General features: G+C 34.3%; 18 protein-coding genes and 1 pseudogene. 9 read left to right on the top strand and 10 right to left on the bottom strand.

Annotated features, from left to right (window positions below; genetic code table 11):
- Positions 1–32 precede the first annotated feature (32 nt).
- Entirely contained in the window at positions 33–971 is a 939-nt protein-coding gene (locus AAIE21_RS11455) for a DMT family transporter (RefSeq protein WP_343266875.1), read from the top strand.
- Positions 972–988: 17 nt separating this feature from the next.
- Positions 989–2,674, top strand: a complete 1,686-nt coding sequence (locus tag AAIE21_RS11450) for a M3 family oligoendopeptidase (RefSeq protein ID WP_343266874.1) — start codon at positions 989–991, stop codon at positions 2,672–2,674.
- 225 nt (positions 2,675–2,899) lie between these two features.
- Here the strand turns inward: AAIE21_RS11450 and AAIE21_RS11445 are convergent, their stop codons facing one another.
- The 6 genes and pseudogenes from AAIE21_RS11445 to AAIE21_RS11420 all read right to left on the bottom strand — a co-directional run bounded on the left by AAIE21_RS11445 (position 2,900) and on the right by AAIE21_RS11420 (position 9,939).
- Positions 2,900–6,070, bottom strand: coding sequence for an ATP-binding cassette domain-containing protein (locus tag AAIE21_RS11445; RefSeq protein ID WP_343266873.1), 3,171 nt, complete (start codon positions 6,068–6,070; stop codon positions 2,900–2,902).
- Positions 6,071–6,536: 466 nt separating this feature from the next.
- Positions 6,537–7,034, bottom strand: coding sequence for an SRPBCC family protein (locus AAIE21_RS11440; protein ID WP_343266872.1), 498 nt, complete (start codon positions 7,032–7,034; stop codon positions 6,537–6,539).
- 162 nt (positions 7,035–7,196) lie between these two features.
- On the bottom strand, positions 7,197–8,048 hold the full coding sequence (locus AAIE21_RS11435; protein ID WP_343267004.1) for a GNAT family N-acetyltransferase: 852 nt from the start codon (positions 8,046–8,048) through the stop codon (positions 7,197–7,199).
- 26 nt (positions 8,049–8,074) lie between these two features.
- Positions 8,075–8,710 carry an SDR family oxidoreductase gene (locus AAIE21_RS11430; RefSeq protein WP_343266871.1) on the bottom strand — a complete coding sequence of 212 codons (636 nt, stop codon included), beginning with the start codon at positions 8,708–8,710 and terminating at the stop codon, positions 8,075–8,077.
- A 29-nt stretch (positions 8,711–8,739) separates the two neighbouring features.
- Positions 8,740–9,447 carry a 5'-methylthioadenosine/S-adenosylhomocysteine nucleosidase gene (gene mtnN, locus AAIE21_RS11425; protein WP_343266870.1) on the bottom strand — a complete coding sequence of 236 codons (708 nt, stop codon included), beginning with the start codon at positions 9,445–9,447 and terminating at the stop codon, positions 8,740–8,742.
- Positions 9,448–9,516: 69 nt separating this feature from the next.
- Positions 9,517–9,939: pseudogene (locus tag AAIE21_RS11420) on the bottom strand (DUF3885 domain-containing protein).
- A gap of 171 nt (positions 9,940–10,110) precedes the next feature.
- On the opposite strand from AAIE21_RS11420, the gene AAIE21_RS11415 reads away from it, so the two are divergent.
- A complete protein-coding gene (locus tag AAIE21_RS11415; RefSeq protein WP_343266869.1) occupies positions 10,111–10,806 on the top strand; it encodes a response regulator transcription factor in 696 nt (231 codons plus the stop codon).
- On the top strand, positions 10,796–11,953 hold the full coding sequence (locus tag AAIE21_RS11410; protein ID WP_343266868.1) for a sensor histidine kinase: 1,158 nt from the start codon (positions 10,796–10,798) through the stop codon (positions 11,951–11,953). The genes AAIE21_RS11415 and AAIE21_RS11410 overlap by 11 nt, the downstream gene beginning before the upstream one ends.
- Before the next feature lie 465 nt (positions 11,954–12,418).
- On the opposite strand, the gene AAIE21_RS11400 is transcribed toward AAIE21_RS11410, so the two are convergent.
- On the bottom strand, positions 12,419–13,300 hold the full coding sequence (locus AAIE21_RS11400) for a LysR family transcriptional regulator (protein WP_343266867.1): 882 nt from the start codon (positions 13,298–13,300) through the stop codon (positions 12,419–12,421).
- A 187-nt stretch (positions 13,301–13,487) separates the two neighbouring features.
- Here AAIE21_RS11400 and AAIE21_RS11395 point away from each other — a divergent pair, with 187 nt between their 5' ends.
- The 4 genes from AAIE21_RS11395 (at position 13,488) to tatC (ending at position 17,431) form a co-directional block, all read left to right on the top strand.
- On the top strand, positions 13,488–14,708 hold the full coding sequence (locus AAIE21_RS11395; RefSeq protein WP_343266866.1) for an amidohydrolase: 1,221 nt from the start codon (positions 13,488–13,490) through the stop codon (positions 14,706–14,708).
- A gap of 126 nt (positions 14,709–14,834) precedes the next feature.
- Complete coding sequence (locus AAIE21_RS11390; RefSeq protein ID WP_343266865.1) at positions 14,835–16,244, top strand: amidohydrolase family protein; 1,410 nt, start codon at positions 14,835–14,837, stop codon at positions 16,242–16,244.
- A 183-nt stretch (positions 16,245–16,427) separates the two neighbouring features.
- On the top strand, positions 16,428–16,631 hold the full coding sequence (locus AAIE21_RS11385) for a twin-arginine translocase TatA/TatE family subunit (RefSeq protein WP_343266864.1): 204 nt from the start codon (positions 16,428–16,430) through the stop codon (positions 16,629–16,631).
- A 56-nt stretch (positions 16,632–16,687) separates the two neighbouring features.
- Positions 16,688–17,431 carry a twin-arginine translocase subunit TatC gene (tatC, locus tag AAIE21_RS11380; RefSeq protein ID WP_343266863.1) on the top strand — a complete coding sequence of 248 codons (744 nt, stop codon included), beginning with the start codon at positions 16,688–16,690 and terminating at the stop codon, positions 17,429–17,431.
- 106 nt (positions 17,432–17,537) lie between these two features.
- Here tatC and AAIE21_RS11375 read toward each other — a convergent pair whose 3' ends face one another.
- A complete protein-coding gene (locus AAIE21_RS11375) occupies positions 17,538–17,855 on the bottom strand; it encodes an antibiotic biosynthesis monooxygenase family protein (RefSeq protein WP_343266862.1) in 318 nt (105 codons plus the stop codon).
- A gap of 183 nt (positions 17,856–18,038) precedes the next feature.
- Positions 18,039–19,406 carry a short-chain fatty acid transporter gene (locus AAIE21_RS11370; protein ID WP_343266861.1) on the bottom strand — a complete coding sequence of 456 codons (1,368 nt, stop codon included), beginning with the start codon at positions 19,404–19,406 and terminating at the stop codon, positions 18,039–18,041.
- A gap of 346 nt (positions 19,407–19,752) precedes the next feature.
- Here AAIE21_RS11370 and AAIE21_RS11365 point away from each other — a divergent pair, with 346 nt between their 5' ends.
- A complete protein-coding gene (locus AAIE21_RS11365) occupies positions 19,753–20,763 on the top strand; it encodes a D-alanyl-D-alanine carboxypeptidase family protein (protein ID WP_343266860.1) in 1,011 nt (336 codons plus the stop codon).
- Between the two features lie 83 nt (positions 20,764–20,846).
- Here the strand turns inward: AAIE21_RS11365 and AAIE21_RS11360 are convergent, their stop codons facing one another.
- Positions 20,847–21,374, bottom strand: coding sequence for an AAA family ATPase (locus AAIE21_RS11360; RefSeq protein ID WP_343267003.1), 528 nt, complete (start codon positions 21,372–21,374; stop codon positions 20,847–20,849).
- Positions 21,375–21,408: the final 34 nt, after the last annotated feature.

Genomic DNA, 21,408 nt, shown 5'->3' with positions numbered 1-21,408 from the left:
CCAGTAACAAATTGACTATATGAGGTGAAATTATGAAAAATATAACGAAAGCATATTTAGCCGCATTACTATATGCATTTATTATTGGTTTTTCATTTATGTTTGTGAAATTAGCATTAACAGTTACAAGCGCGCTTGATACACTTGCTCATCGTTTTACGGTTGCTTTTTTAATAACGACTATTCCTGTCATATCTGGTTTTGTAAAGCTAAATATTTCATCCAAAACCATACTTGCAATTTTGCCAATAGCAATATTTTATCCAGCACTATTTTTCGCTTTTCAAGCTTTCGGTTTAGTATATACAAGCTCATCTGAAGCTGGAATTATACAAGCTGCTATACCTATATTTACAATGATTTTAGCTTCTTACTTTTTAAAAGAATATACAAATATATGGCAAAAAATATCTGTACTCATTTCTGTAATGGGCATCATTTATATATTTGTAATGAATGGTATGGAAACGCATGAAACTAGCTTTATTGGAATTATCCTTATTCTGTTATCAGCATTATCCTCTGCTTGCTACAATGTATTAGCTAGGAAAATGACAAAAAAATTTAAGTTAATAGACTTAACATATATGATGACAACGATTGGTTTTCTTAGCTTCAATTTAATAGCTATCATTGAGCATATAAATAAAGGCACCGTAAATGTATACTTTAAACCATTTACAAACGGGACATTTCTTTTATCCATTTTATATTTAGGATTACTATCTTCCTTGCTAACAGCATTCTTACTCAATTATTCATTGTCTTATATTGAAGCAGCTAAGATGAGTGTCTTTAGTAATCTATCTACTCTTATCACGATTATTGCAGGGATATTATTCTTACACGAACAAATCGCATACTATCATATCGTTGGAGCTATGCTGATCATCCTTGGTATAGTCGGCACCAACTTTTGGGGTAAAAAAGGAATTTATAAGAAAGAAAAGAATACCTCTATTAGTAAATAAAAAGTGAGGGATATTTCATGCAGCAGACAATACCTATCAATATTAGTAATATAGATGAATTAATAAAAAAATTGGATGTACTATTAGATGTATCAATATCTTCTAGTCAAGAGCTTGAGAATTGGTTAATACAACAATCACAGACTTTAAATTCTATCAATGAACAACTTATGAAACATTATATCGCCTTTCAACGAAATACGAATGATATAGAGGCAAAAAACACTGTTGACTTTAATCAAAAGCACGTACAGCCTATATTAAAACGTTATAAAAATCTATTAGACCAAAAATATTATGACTCACCCTACCGCTCACAGTTAAACCCTTCTCAGTTTGAATTCTTAGATGAAAAAATTAAAAATACTAGAGAACTCTTTAACGAAGAAAATATTAGTTTAGAAATTACTGAAGATGAGTTGATAACAAGATATTTTGAAATCACTAGTAACCTTACTTCTATGTGGAATGGTGAAGAAGTAAATCTTTCCGAATTAAGTGTCTATCTACAGGACCCAGATCGAAACATTCGTCAAAAGGCGATGACTGCTATCTCTGAAAAATTTCTATCCGTAGAGAACGAAATTCAAGAAATCTTAAATCAGTTAATTATACTCCGAACAAAAAAAGCAAGGAACGCTGGTTTAAATAATTATCGTGACTACATGTTTAAAAAATACGAGCGCTTTGATTACACTGCTGAACAATGTAATCAATTTGCTGAATCTATTCGTAAATACGTTGTACCGCTTCAAGAAAAAATTCATAAGGAATTACAGAAAAAGCTTCAGGTAGATACATTACGTCCGTGGGATATACGTGCTGTACCTGCAGACCATAAACTTTTACAACCTGTAAAAAATGAAAAGGAATTAATAGAGAAAAGTAAAGCGCTTTTTACTAAGCTTGATTCAAGCTTTTCAGCTCTTCTAGAAAAGATGCATAACCATCTAGATTTAGAAAGTAGAAAAGGAAAAGCACCAGGTGGATTCTGTGAATATTTGCCCCTATCTAAGTTATCATTTATTTTTATGAATTTAACAAAAACACAAGATGATGCTGTTGTTTTCTTACATGAGATGGGTCACTGTATTCATCATGATTTAATGAAAGATATTTTAATACACCAATATCAACATTTACCAATGGAGACTGCTGAATTAGCAAGTATGACAATGGAATTATTCACAATGGATAACTGGGATGTTTTTTATAGTAATAAAGAAGATCTCAAGCAAGCTAAGCAAGAACAATTAACACAAATTATAGAGTATTTACCAATTACTCTAATCATTGATCAATTTCAACACTGGTTGTATGAGAATCCAAATCATACCGCTGAAGAAAGAAATGCTAAGTTTTTAGAGCTCTCTACAACATATAATTCAAGCACAGTAAATACAGATGGGTATGAAAGTTGGATAGTCGCACAATGGCTATCTGTACTGCATATTTTTGAAGTGCCTTTTTATTATATTGAGTATGCAATTGCACAAATTGGCGCTCTGCAAATGTATAAACAATATAAAGAAAATCCTCAGCAAGCATTGCAAAACTATAAAAAAGCTTTATCTTTAGGTAGTTCTAAATCTGTAAAAGAAATATATGAAGCCGCTGGAATTCAATTTGATTTTTCTAGTAAAACAATAAAAGAAGTAATGAGTTTTGTAGAAGAAGAATTAAAGTTACTAGAGATACTATAAGTAATTAAGAAAACCTTGTACGGAATTACTTTCTCTTTACTAAATAACATTCAGAATAAATGGAATTTTAAATATAACTTACCCCTAGAAGAGGTAGCGTCAGGAAAATACGGATTTACAACGTTAAGGAAATTACAATATTAAAAAGTCCAATTTCTCAGTACTAAAATTGAGAAATTGGACTTTTTTTGTTACTACGCAGGAGAACTATCCTGCCAGTATATTTTAATCATTATGCTCAAGACATTGATAAACCGCCATCATCTCTCGTTTATTCAACTCACGAATACGATTAAATATTAGAATATCTGTAACAGCCCCTATTAGTGAGCTTTCAGCCACAACATCCCTTACTTTTCCTGTTAGCCAGGTTTGCACGTCTATACCATCTACGATCTCCTTACGCCCTTCATCATTGAGGCCACTTGCATAACAACTAACACATGGTACCGATAATTTATACACGCCATCATGGAGCCCATCTTCCGAAATGAATTTCTTCCCTTTACAGAATGGGCATGGATGACTTTTTTTAATCTTATTAATTTGGGTAACAATTTTTTTGTAACCAAAAGCTTCATAAACATACGTTAGTTTTTTGTATTTTCCATTAGTGAAATACTTATCAATGATGGTTTCTCTCGTCTCAGTGATATTGGCAAAATCACAGATGGCAATCCGATTATTATTGCTGATGGATTCGATATTGCCTCCAATTCTGTCCCAGAATGGTAAGACATTTTGTAAAACCATTTCATAACCAACAAATCTTGCTAGTTCTAGTTCAAGCATTTTCAGCGCGACTTGTGTTTCCCTAGACAACAGGGAGACATCTTCCGTCAAAGCCATATCGCCGCCAACAATCGATTTCAATTTTACCAGTTCCGGTAACTTCCCTACTGTTTTTATAACTTGATCAAGTGGCTGATGAATAATCTCTCGAATATCCGTGTCACCAAATTTAAGATTTTTATGATGGTTTAGCACGGTTCCTTCACAAATCGGACAGGTAACCATCTCTTTTGATGCTTTCATATGCTCTTTAATAATCGATTTCGAAATGACCATATACCCCCCAATGATTTTATTAAAGCCATCCCATGTCCTCCGTGTCTTACTTGCTTTATCATAGAATGACTTTTCCCAATATCCGTATAAAAAGGTATGCTTCTCTGCTTCTGTCATCTCATTATAGCTTTTACTAATATCGTGACCGAGCTCATTCTTAATCTCTTCAAAAAGGAATTGCAATTTTGGATATTGATAATATTTTAATACTTCCATTACGTCTGGATATAATAAACCATCCCAGAATGGTACGGTTTTGTCTTGAATGACAACATTAATATCAAATTTTTCAATCACCCGGCGACCCGAGCAGCATGGACAATGATTTTCTTGATAATAGAAATCGAAGCTTCTTGTATCTTTATTGGTTGAATGAGCAGCCACAATATGGTTGATTACTCCACCTATTTCATAGAGAAAACTATACTGACTATACAAATGTCTTTCAAAATCAATGGCGATGACGGGTGCAATTGTTTCAGATTCGTATTCACCATAAATCAAACGGGCCATTGGTGATAAGCTTTTTAAGATGCCACCCTTATAAATGTTTTCTGCATTTTTAAAATAGGTAATATGATTTTCTTTTAAGTAGTTAATTCCATTTTTTTGCTTGAGTGTTGAGGAGATTTGCAATGGAACAACTCTATCTGCACTGCTTTTTTGACGATAATAATCATCATGACTGACAACATCAAGATGCTCCACAGGTGCACGCTGTCTTTTACCAAAATCAACGATAAAATCAGAGTTTTCTAGCATATAAGTATTATGTTCAATCATCATAATTGAAATTGATTCATCTTGCAGAATGACCCTGACACTATCAATGAATTGGTTTAAAATATTTTGTGATAAACCTTTTGAAGGCTCGTCAAAAATAAAAAGCGTATGTGGGTTTCTTGAGTTAGCAAACAGCTCCGAAACTAAATGAACACATTGAAATTCACCAGTTGATAATGTTTGTGTTTTTCTTTCTAATGTCAAATAACCAAGTCCAAGTTTGATTAATAAGCTCAAGCGTTTATAAGCGATGTCTTCATTTGGAAGTTCATCAATAATATCTTCAATCGAGCGTTGAAAAATATCATCAATATCTTCACTATATTTTATGAGTTTCTTTTTAATATCAAGAAAAGTCGCCACGGTTGACCGACTGGTAATCGATTGGTTTCGATCTTGCCCTACCATAACCAGTTTATCTTTTGGATATCGCTTCAGAAAATCTTTGGCTATACATTCATTGACAAGTGTAGATTTACCACATCCAGACTCACCCGTAACGGTTACAAGTCTATTTTGGGGAATTTGAAATTCATCCATTTGAACATTACGGCAATATAGATCATGAAATTGATAGTATTCTGTTGGTATTTCCTGATTTCGTTCCCCATGGATTGGTTGAGGACGTGGTGATTTTTCAACAATTTTTCCGCCATATTTCCCGCTACCAGGTCCAAAGAATAATGGCTCATCAGTTGTATCGAGCACTGTGTCTGAATGATCAATGAGCCAAATTTGATTCTTATAGCCTAATTGTTTAATCTGTTCTAAAATTTTCAATAGTGTTTGGTGATCAAGACCCACTGAGATTTCATCAATAATAATAACGGCATTTTCACTTACTGCCATGAATTCGGCCAAGTAAAGTCGTGTTAATTCTCCACCTGACAATGTACCCATAATTCGATTTAATGTTAAGTAACCAATATTCATATTAATAATATTTTTAAGAATATGTTGTTTCTCTTCACTAATATGTAATTCTTCTCCAAGGAAAAGAATCGATTCGATGTTTAAGTTGTTGATATCGGAAATACTATGTGGTTGATCCAATAATTCAATCTTATATTGCTCAACTTCTGGATTATAGCGCCTGCCCTCACACTTTTTACATTCGACATTTTTGGTAGTACCGCGTCCTTTACACCCAGGACACCAGCCTAATGCATTATTAAATGAAAAAACTTCTGGAGAAAGATTAAATTTTTCAGCAAGCCTCTCACGAATCTCTTTGAAAACACCCGTATGGGTGCCAATCGTTGAACGCGGATTAGAAGAAATTGATGATTTTCCGAGAAAAAGTACTAAAGGCATTTCTTCCATCTTGATGGCACTGAAATTAGTTTCCATAATATTGGAAAATAAATACTGATATTCAGCCTTTGGCAATAAGGAAACGAGACGCTTCTTGGATTCTTCACCAATTGTTTGACAAAAAGTTGTTTTACCAGATCCAGACAAACCAGCAATTCCTAACGATTTATCTACTGGTATTACTGCATCTAATTTGTTAATATTGTTCGCAATTAATTGATTTATTTTCATAGTGATATCCTTTCCATTCTCTAAATTTAGTATTGCCTTGTTAGTAAAACTTCAAATGAATTTGTTGTGTTTTTTTCGAATCGACAAATTCATACTAATTGTAGACGAAGATTTCTAAATTTCTTGTTACATATTCATTTATGCCGTTTTAAAGAGACAATTCCATGGCTCAAATTCAACAATTAGTGGTCCTTTTTTCAACGCAAGCCCACAAAGTATTTACTTAACTCTTAGTTATATTATAAAAGCTTCTGCAACCATCCTGCCACGTTTGCTAGATTACAATTATTACAAAACTTGTTATTTAACTCTATCCTTTAATTCCATTAAAAATGACGCTTTCCGTGTTCCGGAAAAGCGCCCGATTGTAGAAGATCATTTAAAGAACAACTGGGGAATATTACTAGCCGCACTTAATTTCTCAACAAACACATTTTTAGTATGTAATTATTACATACTAATATAATCAATCTGCATCGTTATCTTCTACTTTACTAACCACTAACTTATATCTTTCATACCATTTTTCCCACTCATCTTTTGGGAATTCCATATTACGTCCATCTAATATAGAAGAAAACATTTCTAAACATATATGCCATCCAGCTAAGTCTTTTGGTGTGTGATCATTTATTTCGTGAATAAACTCCTTTAAAATTAATAGACAGCCATCAGGATTTTTATGTACTTCAAATCGAACTTGATCTTCTCCCCACGTAAACTCCAATACGGAATTCATTTGACATTCCAAAATATCGATATCAATAAATTGCCCAGAACCATCCATCATATCAAACTTTATCATACCTCCCTTGCGCAAATCCTCTATGCGAAGGTTCGGCATCCATCTTGCTAGTTTCTCATTCTCTGTTAATACAGCCCAAATTTCTTCTTCTGAATAATGTAGAGGACGATTAAATTGTACTACATATTCATTATCTATTTTCTCTAGTAGGGCTAACATTGTCACACCTCCACTTAAACAAAAACATACGTTCGTCTATCTTTAATATCACACAAAACACATGAAAAAGCAAATACAAACTTATGATGTCTATATAAATATGAATCCTTCAGTTGCGTTTAAAGTATAAAGCTGAAAGATTTTTCTATTTCCCTCTAAACGCTACAATGTATAATACATCTCATACTGAGCCAACGAACTTTTTTCGAATCCACACTTTTTTACAAACCCTTCGAGTAAACCATTATTAGGAAATCCAATAGAAAGACTAGAAAGCTGTAATTCTTTGCTTGCTGTTTGTAGTAGACTTGTAGCCATTCCAATTCCTCTATATTTTTTATCCGTAAATAATAAACTAATTTTACCATTGTCACTAACACATAGACATCCTTTTAAATCATCGTTAATATATGCTCCATAATACGTATTATTTTCAGTTTTTTCCATATAATCGATATCATTTTGCCAATTTATATGGAAGTTTAACCATTTTTGTATTCTATTTTGAAATTCACCAAACTTAATTTGCTTTATTTCTATATTTTGTAGGCTCTTACTTATCAAATGAGAAAGATCCTTTAAATTATAGTAAGATAGGTCATATACTTTTTCATACCCTAACTTCTTATAAAATTGAATTGCTCTATCATTACCGACAACGACTTCAAGAAAAAGTTGCTGACATCCATTTTTTATCGCTTCTTCTTTATGAAGTTCAAATAATGTATGACTAACACCAGTCCCGCGAAAGTCTGGATGAATCGCTAATGTTCCGCATCGCATTGTTTTTATACTTTCATAGTCTTTGATTCCACCAAGTATAACTCCGATTGGCCTTTTTTCATCTAGTGCTAGATGAGAGTGTTCAAGTTTATTTCCTTCCGGACCGAAAAATCTTTTTATAAAGTCTTCTTTTGAAACTTCCATCTTTATCATGTAATCAGAGAAACCATCTCGAAAAGCTTCGTATACGAAATCTATATTTACTTCACTACATTTTTTATAATGAATCATCATAAAATCTTCATCTACCTTTCCGACTAATTTGAAATAAACGGACATTTCCTACTATATATTTCATCATGAATTTGCTTAATAACAAACGGCGCAATATCTCCATTTTGAATCTTAATTCCAGGTAAATCTCTGAGACTCTCTTTTATTTTACCGATCCCTTCTCCATCTATAACAAAAGGTAATCGTACAATCGTCCAATTCACATTACTATCTCGTATCAGTTGCAGTTCCTTATACTTATCTTTCATCATATCCGAAAGAAACAAACGAAATAACATTGCCCCTATTTTATTTGATACACTCTTAGCATCTCCTTTTACATCCATGGATCCTCCAGAAATAAGGATATATCGCTTGATTCTGTATTCTTCCATTACTTTTAAAATGTGATTCGTAACTGTGCTAAATATATATGATTCTTTTTTAGGTTGACCCACTGCATTTATAACAGCATTGCAACCTTGCAGTAATTGACGTATGGCAGAAATATCGCGAGCATCTCCTTGTACAACTTCCAAATGTTTATGCGATATTTTAAGCTTTTGTGGATTTCGTGTAAGAATACGAACAATGTATCCTTCTTGTAGTGCTTGAGTTACAAAATATTTACCAGCCTTTCCATTTGCTCCGATAATTGCTATTTTATTTATTACTTGCATGACTAGGACTCCTTTAATAAAACATGGATTTATTGACGGGCTGTCGTTACTTCGTATACACGTAAAAACGCAAGCAAATATTCACATGCCCTCTCACAAGCGAACATTTTAAAAATCTTTTGTTCTTCTACTGTTCTATCATTCGCTTGATCTGAGGCTGCTTTTAAACAAAGAAAAGGCTTTTTATTCACATGACATACGTATGCAAAAGCTGCTACTTCTTGATCGACAGCTATTGCACCATATACAGTATGTAATAAGTATCTCATTTCCGTACTACGAATACGCTGATCTCCGGATATGAAGGTCCCGAAGTGTACTGGATCATAAGAACGCACTTTTTTTATTTGTCTTACGAGATGCTTCGTTGTTTCAATAGGAGCTGTTCTGCCAGTATATAAGTCGAAACTATCTGTTCCTGTTCCCGCAGCAGTTACATCATGCTGTAGAGTATTAAGTGCAACAACAATATGACCATTTTTTACTTTTTCGGATAAACTTCCACAAATACCTGTCATAAATAACTGTTCAGGTTTAAATTCACTTATTAGTAACTGTACGCAACTCGCACAGCTTACTTTTCCAACGCCCGTAATTACAGATATTACTTCTACCTCATCTATAGAATGAAAATGAAATTCCCAAGCTGCTCGTTTTTCTACACGATGACTTGGATAATGTTGATGCAGATATGTAAGCTCTGGTTCCCATGCTGATACAATTGCAATACGCTTCATTACACTTGTCACTTCCTCCCATGTTCATTTGAATAATTCATTAATACTATCCCTTTCATAACATGGAATTCACTCTCTGTATTTTATATATAAATCTCGTATCATTTCTTTATTCTTCGCAATCACCTCACATCCTCTATCATCGTAAATAAACGTGATAATATCTTTAGTTGCATTTACAAAAAAATATATCTGTGTAGGAATTCTATCGTTTACTTCCTAAACGTGGATGAAGTGAGGGGAAATCATCATTATTAGGGTATATTGCACTAATATCATGTAAATAACCAGCAATAGCAGCTTGTTCTTCATTGAGTTGAAATCTTTTTGCTATTTTCCTTGCCTCATTTGCAACCCGCACTGAATGTTCATAAGTAAACAAATGATTATATTCTAACAAAAAAATTTTATATCTTTTTCCCAATCTCCACTTGGTTCAAATGTAGTTAGTTTTTTATGTAACACGCTACTCTCTCCTAACAAAACTGACATTCTATATAGGATAAGAAACAAAGGATCCTCTTATTTTTATTCGTGATATGTTTTTTAAATCCTTTTCAATACGTTACATGAAATTTTGTATATAATCTTAACTCCCAAACATCTAAATGTTTGTTATTATATTAATGATGATGAAATGTAGAGAGAGGAATTAAATATACGATGGAAAGAAATATTTTAATTATTGATGATGATAAAGAGATTGTAGAGTTACTTGCCGTTTATTTACGAAATGAAGGTTACAACATTTATAAAGCATATGATGGTGAGGAAGCGTTACATATGCTCTCACTTCATCAAATTGATCTTATGATTTTAGATATCATGATGCCCAAGCGTAATGGATTAGAAGTTTGTCAGCAAGTTAGAGAAGAAAATACGGTACCTATTCTTATGCTAAGCGCAAAAGTCGAAGATATGGATAAAATCCTAGGTCTTATGACAGGTGCTGATGATTATATGATTAAACCTTTTAACCCATTAGAATTAATAGCTAGAGTTAAAGCGTTATTACGTAGATCTTCCTTCCAGTATGCTGCGGCGCAAATAAAAGAAGATGGGATTATTCGGATTCGTTCTGTGGAAATACATAAGCATAATCATACTGTGAAAGTGAATGGTGAGTATATTAAACTTACATCTATTGAATTTGATATCCTATATTTACTTGCTAGTAATACGGGTAGAGTATTTAGTTCAGAAGAAATATTTGAACGTGTTTGGAATGAAGATGGTTATGGTTCTAATAAAACTGTAATGGTTCATATTAGTAACTTAAGGGATAAGCTTGAAACAAGAATAAATGGTGAAAAACTCATTCATACTGTTTGGGGAGTGGGTTATAAAATTGAAAAATGAAACGGTTGATATATTGAAGGTCATCCCAAAATGGAAAATTGCATTTTGGCTTTTAGTTTCTATTTTACTTACACCAATTACCGAGGTTGTCATATCCCGTCTTTTTACAAGTGTAATTGATAGTTCCCTTACATTAACAGCATTAAGTGGAGAATTTGTCAGGATTGTCGGATACGAAAAGTATAGAGGATTAAAAGAGTCTCTTTGGACAATGATGGGATCCTATCTGTTTTTATTTTCCATTTTTTCATTCTATGTTTATATTTTTTATCGCCACGAAAAAAAACTATATTATGAAGTGTGTATAAAGCAAATGATTGAAGAAATTCGTTATATTGCAGATGGTAATTTTAATCATAAAGTGTCTATTTTACAACATGATTATTTAGAAGATTTAGCAACGGGTGTCAATCGCATTGTAGAACAGTTAAAAGTTTCTATTGAAGAAGAGCGTCAAACTGAACAAGCAAAAAGTGAACTTATCACAAACGTATCACATGATTTACGGACACCGTTAACGTCCATAGTTGGTTATGTTAATCTCATTCATCATGATAATTACAGGGATGAAGTAGAATTACGTCATTATATTCAAGTTATTTATGATAAGGTAACTAGGTTAAACATGTTAATGAATGACTTGTTTGAATATACCCGTGTTCAAAATAAAGAGTTACAACTAAATACTGTACCTATTGATATAATTGAATTGCTTGGTCAACTATCGGTTCAATTCCGTATGCAATTTCAAGAAGCGAATATTGAATGTAGACCTTCATTTCCGTCAGAAAAACTAATGGTACTTGCTGATGGAGATAAGTTGGTACGTGTATTTGAAAATTTAATTATGAATGCGATGACTTATGGAAATGATGGGAAATTCATTGATATAGCAGCATATCAAAACGGGAAAATGATTGCAATCGATATTACCAATTACGGCCAGCCTATCCCAAGTACAGATTTACCACATATTTTTGAACGTTTCTATCGTGTTGAAAAATCCCGTTCTACATATACGGGAGGATCAGGCCTTGGTTTGGCCATCGCCAAAAGTATTGTGGAGGTTCATAATGGAACCATTGAAGTATATAGCAATGATGAAAAAACAACATTTACTGTAAAGTTTATTCCTTATAAGCAATAAAAAACATTTCGTCTTAATAACTAAATAAATTCTCTATTAAACCAAGAAAAGTATTGTATTTTAAATACAATAAAATAATGATACTATCTCAAAAAGAATCATTTCATTTTGAGATAGTATCATGCTAACTGGCATTTTTATACTCTGAATCATCTAATATATATCGTTTTACGATTTCAAGGAAATGCTCTTTACTTTCCCCTCTGCCATCACCTCGAAATTTGTCAGTTCATCTAAAACTAGCACATTGTATCTTCCCAAAAACAGTTGATAGAATACTATGCGGATTGCTTATCCACCACTTAAATTACGAACATTCTTTCTTAAATCATCTTCTCTTACAGCTTTTGGAGAAATGATAATTCCTTCTCCTCATTGTAAAATATGGATATGTAGGATTATTACCTCTGAAACATTATTTACTGTAATCACAATGTTACCTAATGGGAATTCTTTACACAGAGATCAAATTTTTAATATGGACTTATATAAATTAACAAAGTTTTGAGCGATACTTGATAATTCATGATGCTTCAACCAAATTAACCCTGTTGAGGCAGTCAAATCTGCATCAGCAATTTTAAAAGCTTGTATAGAATAATCTTTATATCGTTGAATTACAGTTTCTGGAACGATGGACACTCCAAAGTCAGATGCAACTAAATCTAATAAAATAGAAATATCAGAGCACTCAGCAACGATATTCGGGCATAACTGATATTTGGAAAATACATCTAGAATCATATTATATACCCCTAATCCCTCTGTACTAGGCAAGATTAATGGTGCTTTTTTCATCCCCTCCAAAGTAACCTCATGATTAGCTAATTGCTGTTTTTTTGAAGTAATAAAATAAAACGGTTCTGTATGAAGATGGATAACAGAAAAGTCGTCCAACTTGAGCGGTAATCTAATGATTGCCAACTCTACTACTCTGTCTCTCACTAGTTGACAAAGCTGAGCTGATTCATTTTGTTGAATTTTATACGTGACCCTAGGAAATTTTTCATGAAATTGTTGCAGCAATTGAGGTAATCCGACTACTGATAAAGTATTGACACCAAGTGTCAGCTTACCTGTTATTCCATTTCCTACTTCTTTTACTTCCAATTTTGCTTCTTCTAATAAATGCGTCATTTTTAATGCATATTTATATAAAGCTTGACCTGCTTGCGTTACTTCTAAAAATTTCCCGGATCTTTCAACCAATTTTGTTCCTAGTTCCTGTTCCATCGCTTTCAAGTGTTGACTAAGTGGAGGTTGTGAAATATGAAGCCTATGAGCAGCAGCAGAGATTTGTCTTTCCTCTACAATCGCAATAAAATAACGTAGTTGTCTTATATCCATAAATAAAAAACACTCCTTTTTGTATATGAAAAACTTAAGTGAAATTAATTTTTTTTATATTTTTCATATATCATCCTTTAGTTTATCATAATCTTATGAATCTTTTTCATATCCCCTGACTCATTGGTATTTTACAAGAAAAAAAAGACCATTTTGATTATTTATAAAAGAAAGGACGGGATACACTATGGGCTTCGCTTTTTGGTTAATAAATGCCAAATTAGAAAACAGCCACCACGTTGAAAATGGGACCGTTATAGGAACAAAAACAGGCTCTTACCACCTTCTTATTGACAACGAAAAAATCGCAAAAATTGTTACGACTGACGAACCTTTTCAAGATCATCTACCAAAAGTAGATGTGAAGCAGCTTTTAATACTTCCATCGTTTATTGAAAAGCACTGTCATTTGGATAAAACGATAGTGGGTGATCGTTGGAGAGCAGTAACACCTGTAAACAGTATTTTTGAACGACTTGAAATGGAAAAAGAGGTTCTTCCCTCTTTGTCTACTACTACTCAGGAGCGGGCGGAACATCTACTGGAGACTTTCTTAAAAGCTGGAGCTACCCATATTCGTACGCATGTAGATATTTATCCAGAAATCGGTTTGCAAAATTTAGAGGCTATTCAAAAGGTATTACAAACATTTGACGGCAAGTTATCTTATGAAATTGTTGCTTTCCCACAGCACGGTTTATTGCGCACTCAATCAGGGAATCTAGTAAGAGAAGCAATTTGCCAAGGTGCCTCTCTTGTTGGTGGTGTTGACCCGGCGACTGTTGATGGGAACATCGAATCATCATTACAAGAAATGATTGAGATTGCTGTTGAAGGAAATGCAGGTATCGATTTACATTTACATGATGCCAATGATCTTGGTATTTTAACGATGAAAAGACTAGCTATCCTTACAAAAGAAGCCGGTCTGCAAGGAAAAGTCTCTATTAGCCACGCATTTGGCCTAGGAGATATTCCGCTACATCAAGCAAGTGAGATGGCAGAACTATTGGCTGATGCAGGAATTTCAATTATCACGAGCGTCCCAATTGACAGAAGTTTCCCCCCTGTAGAGTTATTACATAGTAGAGGCGTGGACATTGCCGTCGGATGTGACAATATCTTTGATGTTTGGTCGCCATTTGGCAACGGTGACATTCTCGAACGCGCCAGCCGTTTAGCAGAAATTTCAAAGTGGGTAGATGAACGGTCCTTGGCACAAACTCTCGGATTTATTACGGGAGGCAAGACACCGCTCAATCATGAAGGGAAACAAGTTTGGCCCCAAGTCGGAGACGATGCAAATATCGTGTTTGTCAAAGCATCCTGCTCCGCTGAAGCCATTGCAAGAAGAGCAAAGCGCGTAGCCACTATGTTTAAAGGGAAAATCGTTGCAGGTTCGCTTTAACCTAGAGAAGAGGCAAGGTCTTGATAGTTTTTAAATTAAGATAAAGAGTAAGTAAACTGCAGATATTGGATTATAAAGCGCATGCTTTATAATCCATGCAAAGCTTATATGAGGAGGATATTCCAGATGGATCAAGAAAACAAAGGTTTTTCTCGCAGAAAGTTTCTAGGTAACGCCTGCAAAATTGGAGGGGCTACAGCAGTTCTTGGCGTCACGGACGCAATGGGATTATTTATTCCTGAAACTGTAAGCGCAGACGCAAAAGAAAAGAAAGATGATCACAACATCAAAAAACCGAAAAAAAATAGCTCCTACATGCTGTTGAATGTGCGATTAGAAAGCGGATATAGATATGAAAATGGCCAGGTTGTCGCAACAGACACCGTACTCTGCAATATTCAAATCGATAAAGGTATTATTACAAAAATATTAGATACAAAAGTTCCTTATAAAAAGAATATCGATCGCTATGATGCAAAAGGCATGCTGCTGCTTCCGTCCTTTAAAGATATGCATATTCATTTGGATAAAACCTTTTATGGTGGTCCTTGGAGAGCAGCATCGCAAAGAAAAAGCATTTTTGACATGATTGAAGTTGAGCAGACGTTGCTACTTGAATTGCTGCCAACTGCCCAGGAACGTGCGGAAAAATTAATTGAATTGATTCTCAGCTACGGGTCAACATATGCCAGAAGCCACTGCAACATTGATCCCGTCGTCGGCCTCAAAAATCTAGAGAGTTTAAAACATGCTTTAGCGAACTATTCAGATAAACTATCGCACGAAATTGTCGCATTCCCCCAACACGGCTTACTTCGTTCCAACTCAGAGGGACTGCTGCGCGAAGCTATGCAGCTCGGAGCAACACATGTTGGCGGACTAGATCCAACTTTGGTTGACGCAGATATGGAAAAATCGCTACAAACTATGGTGCAAATTGCGGTAGACTACAAAGCAGGCATTGATATCCATCTTCATGAAGGCGGTGAAACAGGTTTGAAAGCAATTCGCCGATTGGCAGATTTGACTGAAGAAGCCGGTCTGCAGGACAAAGTGACAATCAGCCACGCCTTCTCGCTCGCCTCGCTGACAGCCGGCGCCGACATCGAAATGGCAAACCGCCTTGCTTCACTGGGCATCTCGATTGCGTCAACTGTTCCAATTGGCAAAAATGCAATGCCGATTCCGCTGCTTCAGAAGCAAAAGGTGAATGTCATGCTTGGTAATGATAGTATAATGGATCACTGGTCCCCGCTCGGGATTGGTGACACTCTGCAAAAAGCTCATCTTGCTGCAGAGTTGTATGGATGGTCTTACGAATACAACTTGTCCCGCGCACTTTCTCTTGCTACCGGCGGCATTACGCCATTAGATGAGTCCGGTAAGCAAGTTTGGCCAAAAGTTGGCGATGCTGCTACCGCCGTACTCGTTCCAGCAAGCTGTTCGGCCGAAGCGGTAGCACGACTGCCAAAGCGCGCTGCTGTGCTACATAAAGGTACTCTGGCTGCAGGTTCTCTTGATAAAGCAAAAAACTAATCGCTACGAATACGAGTAAAATCGATAAAAATTTGTTCGGTGTGCAACTGAGTAAATGAAACTGAATGGAAAGCAAAAAAACTCATGAAAATTTCGACCTAAAGATGCTTTTTCCGAATTGTTTCCTAACATTGCTATAAGCATGTAAAAGGAATTATAAAACGCAATACTAAGGAGGATCTTATGTTTCAGAATATTGGAATCCCAGGATTACTACTCATTTTAATGCTAGCCCTGATTATTTTTGGCCCTTCTAAGTTACCGGAACTCGGAAGAGCATTCGGCTCAACATTAAGAGAATTTAAAAAATCTACTAGAGATCTTATCGCGGATGACACAGATGAGTTACAAAAAAATCTAAATAAGAAAGAAAAACTAGACAAATAGATGAATAGGAGATGTAGAGTATGTCTTACATCTCCTATTTCATGGGGTGATTAATATTGGAAGATAAAAATATGAAAACCGTTCAGCACCTTGCAGAATTACGTAAACGCATTATTATTACTTTAATTGTTTTTTTGCTGTTTTTTATACTGACATTTATATATGTGCAAGATATTTACCATGTGCTGGTCAAAGATTTACCATTTAAGCTGGCTCTGTTAGGACCGAGTGATATCTTACTCGTTTATTTAACAATTGCCGCCATCGCTGCCGGCACAGTTACTATACCAGTTGCTGCACATCAAGCTTGGTTGTTTGTACGTCCAGCGTTAACACCAAAAGAACAAAAGGTTACGATCGCTTATATTCCAGCACTTTTGATTCTATTCCTATTGGGGATTAGTTTTGGTTATTATATTTTACTTCCTCTTGTATTAAATTTTTTAATATCACTGTCAAATGATATGTTTACTACTTTCTTTACAGCGGAGAAATATTTCCAATTTTTGCTTCATATGACATTGCCCTTTGGATTTCTATTTGAATTACCCGTTGTTATTATGTTTTTAACAAGTTTGGGAATTATCAATCCATACCGTCTGCAAAAAATTAGGAAATACGCCTATTTTCTATTAATAATCGTTGCAGTTTTAATTACGCCGCCGGATTTTCTATCAGATTTCCTTGTAGCCATACCGTTACTACTCTTATATGAGGGAAGCGTCAGCTTATCTAAATTTGTATACAAACGGCAGATCAGAGCTAAAGAAAGGACCAAAAAAGCATACGAATATGTTTAATTTTTCAACTTGATGAAGCCCATGGAGTTTTTCCTTGGGCTTTTATGTCCAATATATCGAATTTTCACTATCAAGGTGAAAAATAAAGATCTAGAATATAAATGGTTTACATATTTTCAATGTTTTCCACTAACGTATAGTACCCACCTTCTATTCCTTCAATTAAGTGCTTAATCTTGTTTAAATGTTCGGAGAAGTCATTTTTCTCTAACCAGTTTTTATGATATTCAATACTCTCAAAAGTAGTCATCATAATTGCCTTATTATTATCAACAGATCGATGCCAACGACTACTAATCCAACCAGGAATACCTTTCCTCTTAAAATTAAGTAGTTCTTCAGCTTGGATAGCAACTAATTCATCTAGTTTATCTGGTTTGGCAGTAAATACATTAATCCACACGATTGCTTTACTAGATTCCATATAAATACCCTCCTTGAAATTAAAAATTACCTTTCCTACATGGAATACCGTAGATATCCGGAAAGTTGATACTGAAATCTAGGGTGTTCATAAATGCCCTCCTGTATTTTTACATCCGTTTTACTTTCATTTTAAGGGTATTTCAAGACCTTACCTTGATAGCAATGCGTATTCCTACTAAAGCTAATATACAAATAGCATCAATAAACTTGTAACAATCCCGACCCAAATGCAGAGAATGAAACAATAGCCCATGATATCTTTAATTTTCAACCCTAGCACTCCTAATAGAGGTAATGCCCAGAACGGCTGAATCAGATTTGTCCATGCGTCCCCCCAGCCTACCGCCATAGCAATAGTAGCGGGATCTACACCTAGCTTCAACCCTGCCGGGACCTGCAGTGGTCCTTGCAAAGCCCATTGCCCCCCGCCAGATGGCGCCAATAAGTTTACCAATCCCGCTGACCAATATGTAAATATATCAAATGTGTCCTTTGACGCAATGGATGCCATCCATTCGATGATAGAGCTTCCCAATCCTGAACTTCCTAAAACAGCAATAATCCCTGCATAAAACGGAAACTGTAGGATAATTGGAGAAATGGATTGTGCGGATTCTTTGAATCCTTGTGCAAAGTTGCCAAGAGAACCATGTAATAGTAAACCAAGTGACAAGAAAAACAAATTAATGATATTTAAATCTAAGCTGCGACCGTTTATGAATTCATACAAACAATACAACGTGCCGATTGCACCTAATACTATTCCTAAAATCGGTGTCCATTCCAATTTTTCCGCAGTGGTTAAATCCTTTTGAGAAGGTTTTACAAAAGACTTTGTATCTATTTCAGGTGCTTTATACCTAATAATCCCGCTTTTTGGAGCCATAAGTACGATAATTATTGGCATCGTGATGAATAGAGTAAAAAAAATAATTAGAGTAGAGTAACTAAAGATTGTTTGCGAGGTAGGAATAATTCCAATCATATCTGCAAGAAAATGATCCTTTGTAGCAATTGTCAAGCCAATAGAACTGGAGAGACCTGCGCTATATAAGGCTGTCGGAGCATAAGCAGCTGCTACGAGTAATGGAAAGTGTGCATCTGGATTTTTTTTCGCCACTTCCTTCGCAATAATCGCTCCCACAACTACCGCTAGTCCCCAATTTATATAGTATGCAATTGCACTGATCAAAAAAGTCATCGTATAAGCCTTTTGAGGTGTATCAGCTAACTTGGCAACAAACTGCAAACCTCTATTAATAAAAGGGACGGAAGCTAACGTCATCCCTGTAACCATTAGCAATACCATTTGCATTGTAAAAGTTAAATAAGTCCAAAAACCATCCCCCCAAGATTTTACGATTGCGTATGGCTTTGTGGGATTCATCAACAAGGCTACCATGAAAGTGAATAAAGTGAGCAGCACAGCGATAACAAAGGCATCCGGGACATATTTCTGGGACCATCTCGAAAATACATTTGCACACCGTGTAAGCAATGATTCTTTCTTTCCTGGATCTGTATTTGTCTCCAATAAGGAATGCTTCATAAATATTCTCCTTTCCAAATTTTAATAAGGTAAATATGATTAACATTCCACAAAAGAAAATGAAATCCTTTTACACATGAAAATTCTTCCTCCACTCGACTTAAAGAGAATTTTCATCTCTAACTACTATTTCCATCTCATAATTTACTTCTATTCTTGTCTGCTAATGCCAAATCTTCTTAATGTTTAAATGTGAATGAAAGTACACTCCCTCCTTCATCACGACCATAATTATCCAATCTTAATATTTTCCTTATAATTCTTTAGAAATTCTTTAACTTTTCTTTCCTCCTAGTTAACTATTAATTATTACACTAGTAACATCGATATACAAGGAGGATAGATTATGCAACATTTTAAGAATTTGATGCTTCTTATCTTGTCTTTTCTTATTACTGCAATTCTTGTGTTTTATTTTTATTTCTATGTAAACGGACCTTCAATTCAAGCGAAATCAGCTATTTTAATAGATGCAAAATCAGGAGAAATTGTATATAAAAAAAAGGAAGATACCCCTTTCTCCTCAGCAAGTTTATCAAAAATGATGACAGAGTACATTGTGTTAGAAGAAATACAAAAAGGAAAAATCAAGTGGGATGATCTTGTAAAAATAAGTAAATCTTCTATTCAAACAGAAGAAGATAATATTGAAATAACCACTAAAGATAACATAACGGTTCGTGATTTGTTTCATGCAATGGTTCTTGCATCTGACAATAGTGCCGCCGTATCTTTAGCAGAACATGTTTCCAAAAACGAAAAAGACTTTACAAATTTAATGAATGAAAAAACGGTACAATTGGGATTATCTAATAAAACTTATTTCGCCAATGCAACTGGCATAATGAATAAAGAAGAAAAATCTAAAATAACAGTCTTAGATGCCTCACAATTAGCCCAGCATTTAATAACAGATTTTCCTATGATATTGGAAATCGCTCAATTAACTTCTTATCAATTCACCTTCAAAGATATACATGTTTTCAATACAAATAAAATGTTGTATTCACTTGATAGCAATGTAAAATTTAAAGGAGTTGATGGTTTACAAACTAGTTTTTCAAATACTACTGGATATAGTTTTGCTGGTACAGTAAAACAGGGTAACAAAAGATTTATTTCCATTGTAATGGAGGCGAACGGAGAAAATAGCGTGTTTATCGAAACAAAAAAACTATTTACTTATGGTTCCGAGCCAGCTCATCTTCCATCTCTTCAATCCGTTAAAGATTATGTGAAATCCTGGATATCTATGCTTCAGTTTGAAAATTTATTTTTACAAACACTAACAATTTTTCTTGTTATCGCTATTTTACTATTTATACATATACGAAAAAAAGATTCAGAGGATTTTTAATTTCAAACCCTCTTTTACATAAAAACCGACTTATATTTTCAAAACAAGTCGGTTTATCTTATTTTTCTTTTTCCTAATAGAACTCATCTGCATACTCTTGATAATTCAATTTCTGTATTATCCTTTAATATAAATAATTTATCATCATATTGTCTCAACATATTTAAAATCTCTCTTTTACTATTTTTTTCAAAATCATTTGTCCACTTAAACATTTTCATAAACATTTCAAATGTAGGTGTATAGTTAGCCTTTTCTAAATTAAGCAACTGCAAAATAAATCTTTTTATTATTCTGGCTATCCTCTTAGCTACACTTACATCTAAAAATATAATTAATTCTGCACTTTGAAAGCTTTGCGATACCCATTGATGATGGGCACCTTCAACAATCCAAGCATCTGAATGTACAATAGTAGAAAGTTGTTCATCTCTTTCCTCAGGTGTATTTCTTACATCTCCATTTTTAGTCCTTCTCCAAACAACATTATCTAACTCATAATAAGGAATATTTAGTTGAGAAGACAATCCTCTTGCTAAGGTTGTTTTTCCACTTCCAACAGAACCGATGATATGAATTTTATTAGGTATAATACTTTTCAGGACAACCACCACTTTACAAATTTTTCACAAAATAGATTTCTCT

Source organism: Paenibacillus sp. 102, assembly GCF_039549175.1.
Lineage (GTDB): Bacteria > Bacillota > Bacilli > Bacillales > Bacillaceae_G > Bacillus_A.
Note: the sequence above shows the minus strand (reverse complement) of the source record. Positions and strands in the feature narration are given on the sequence as shown.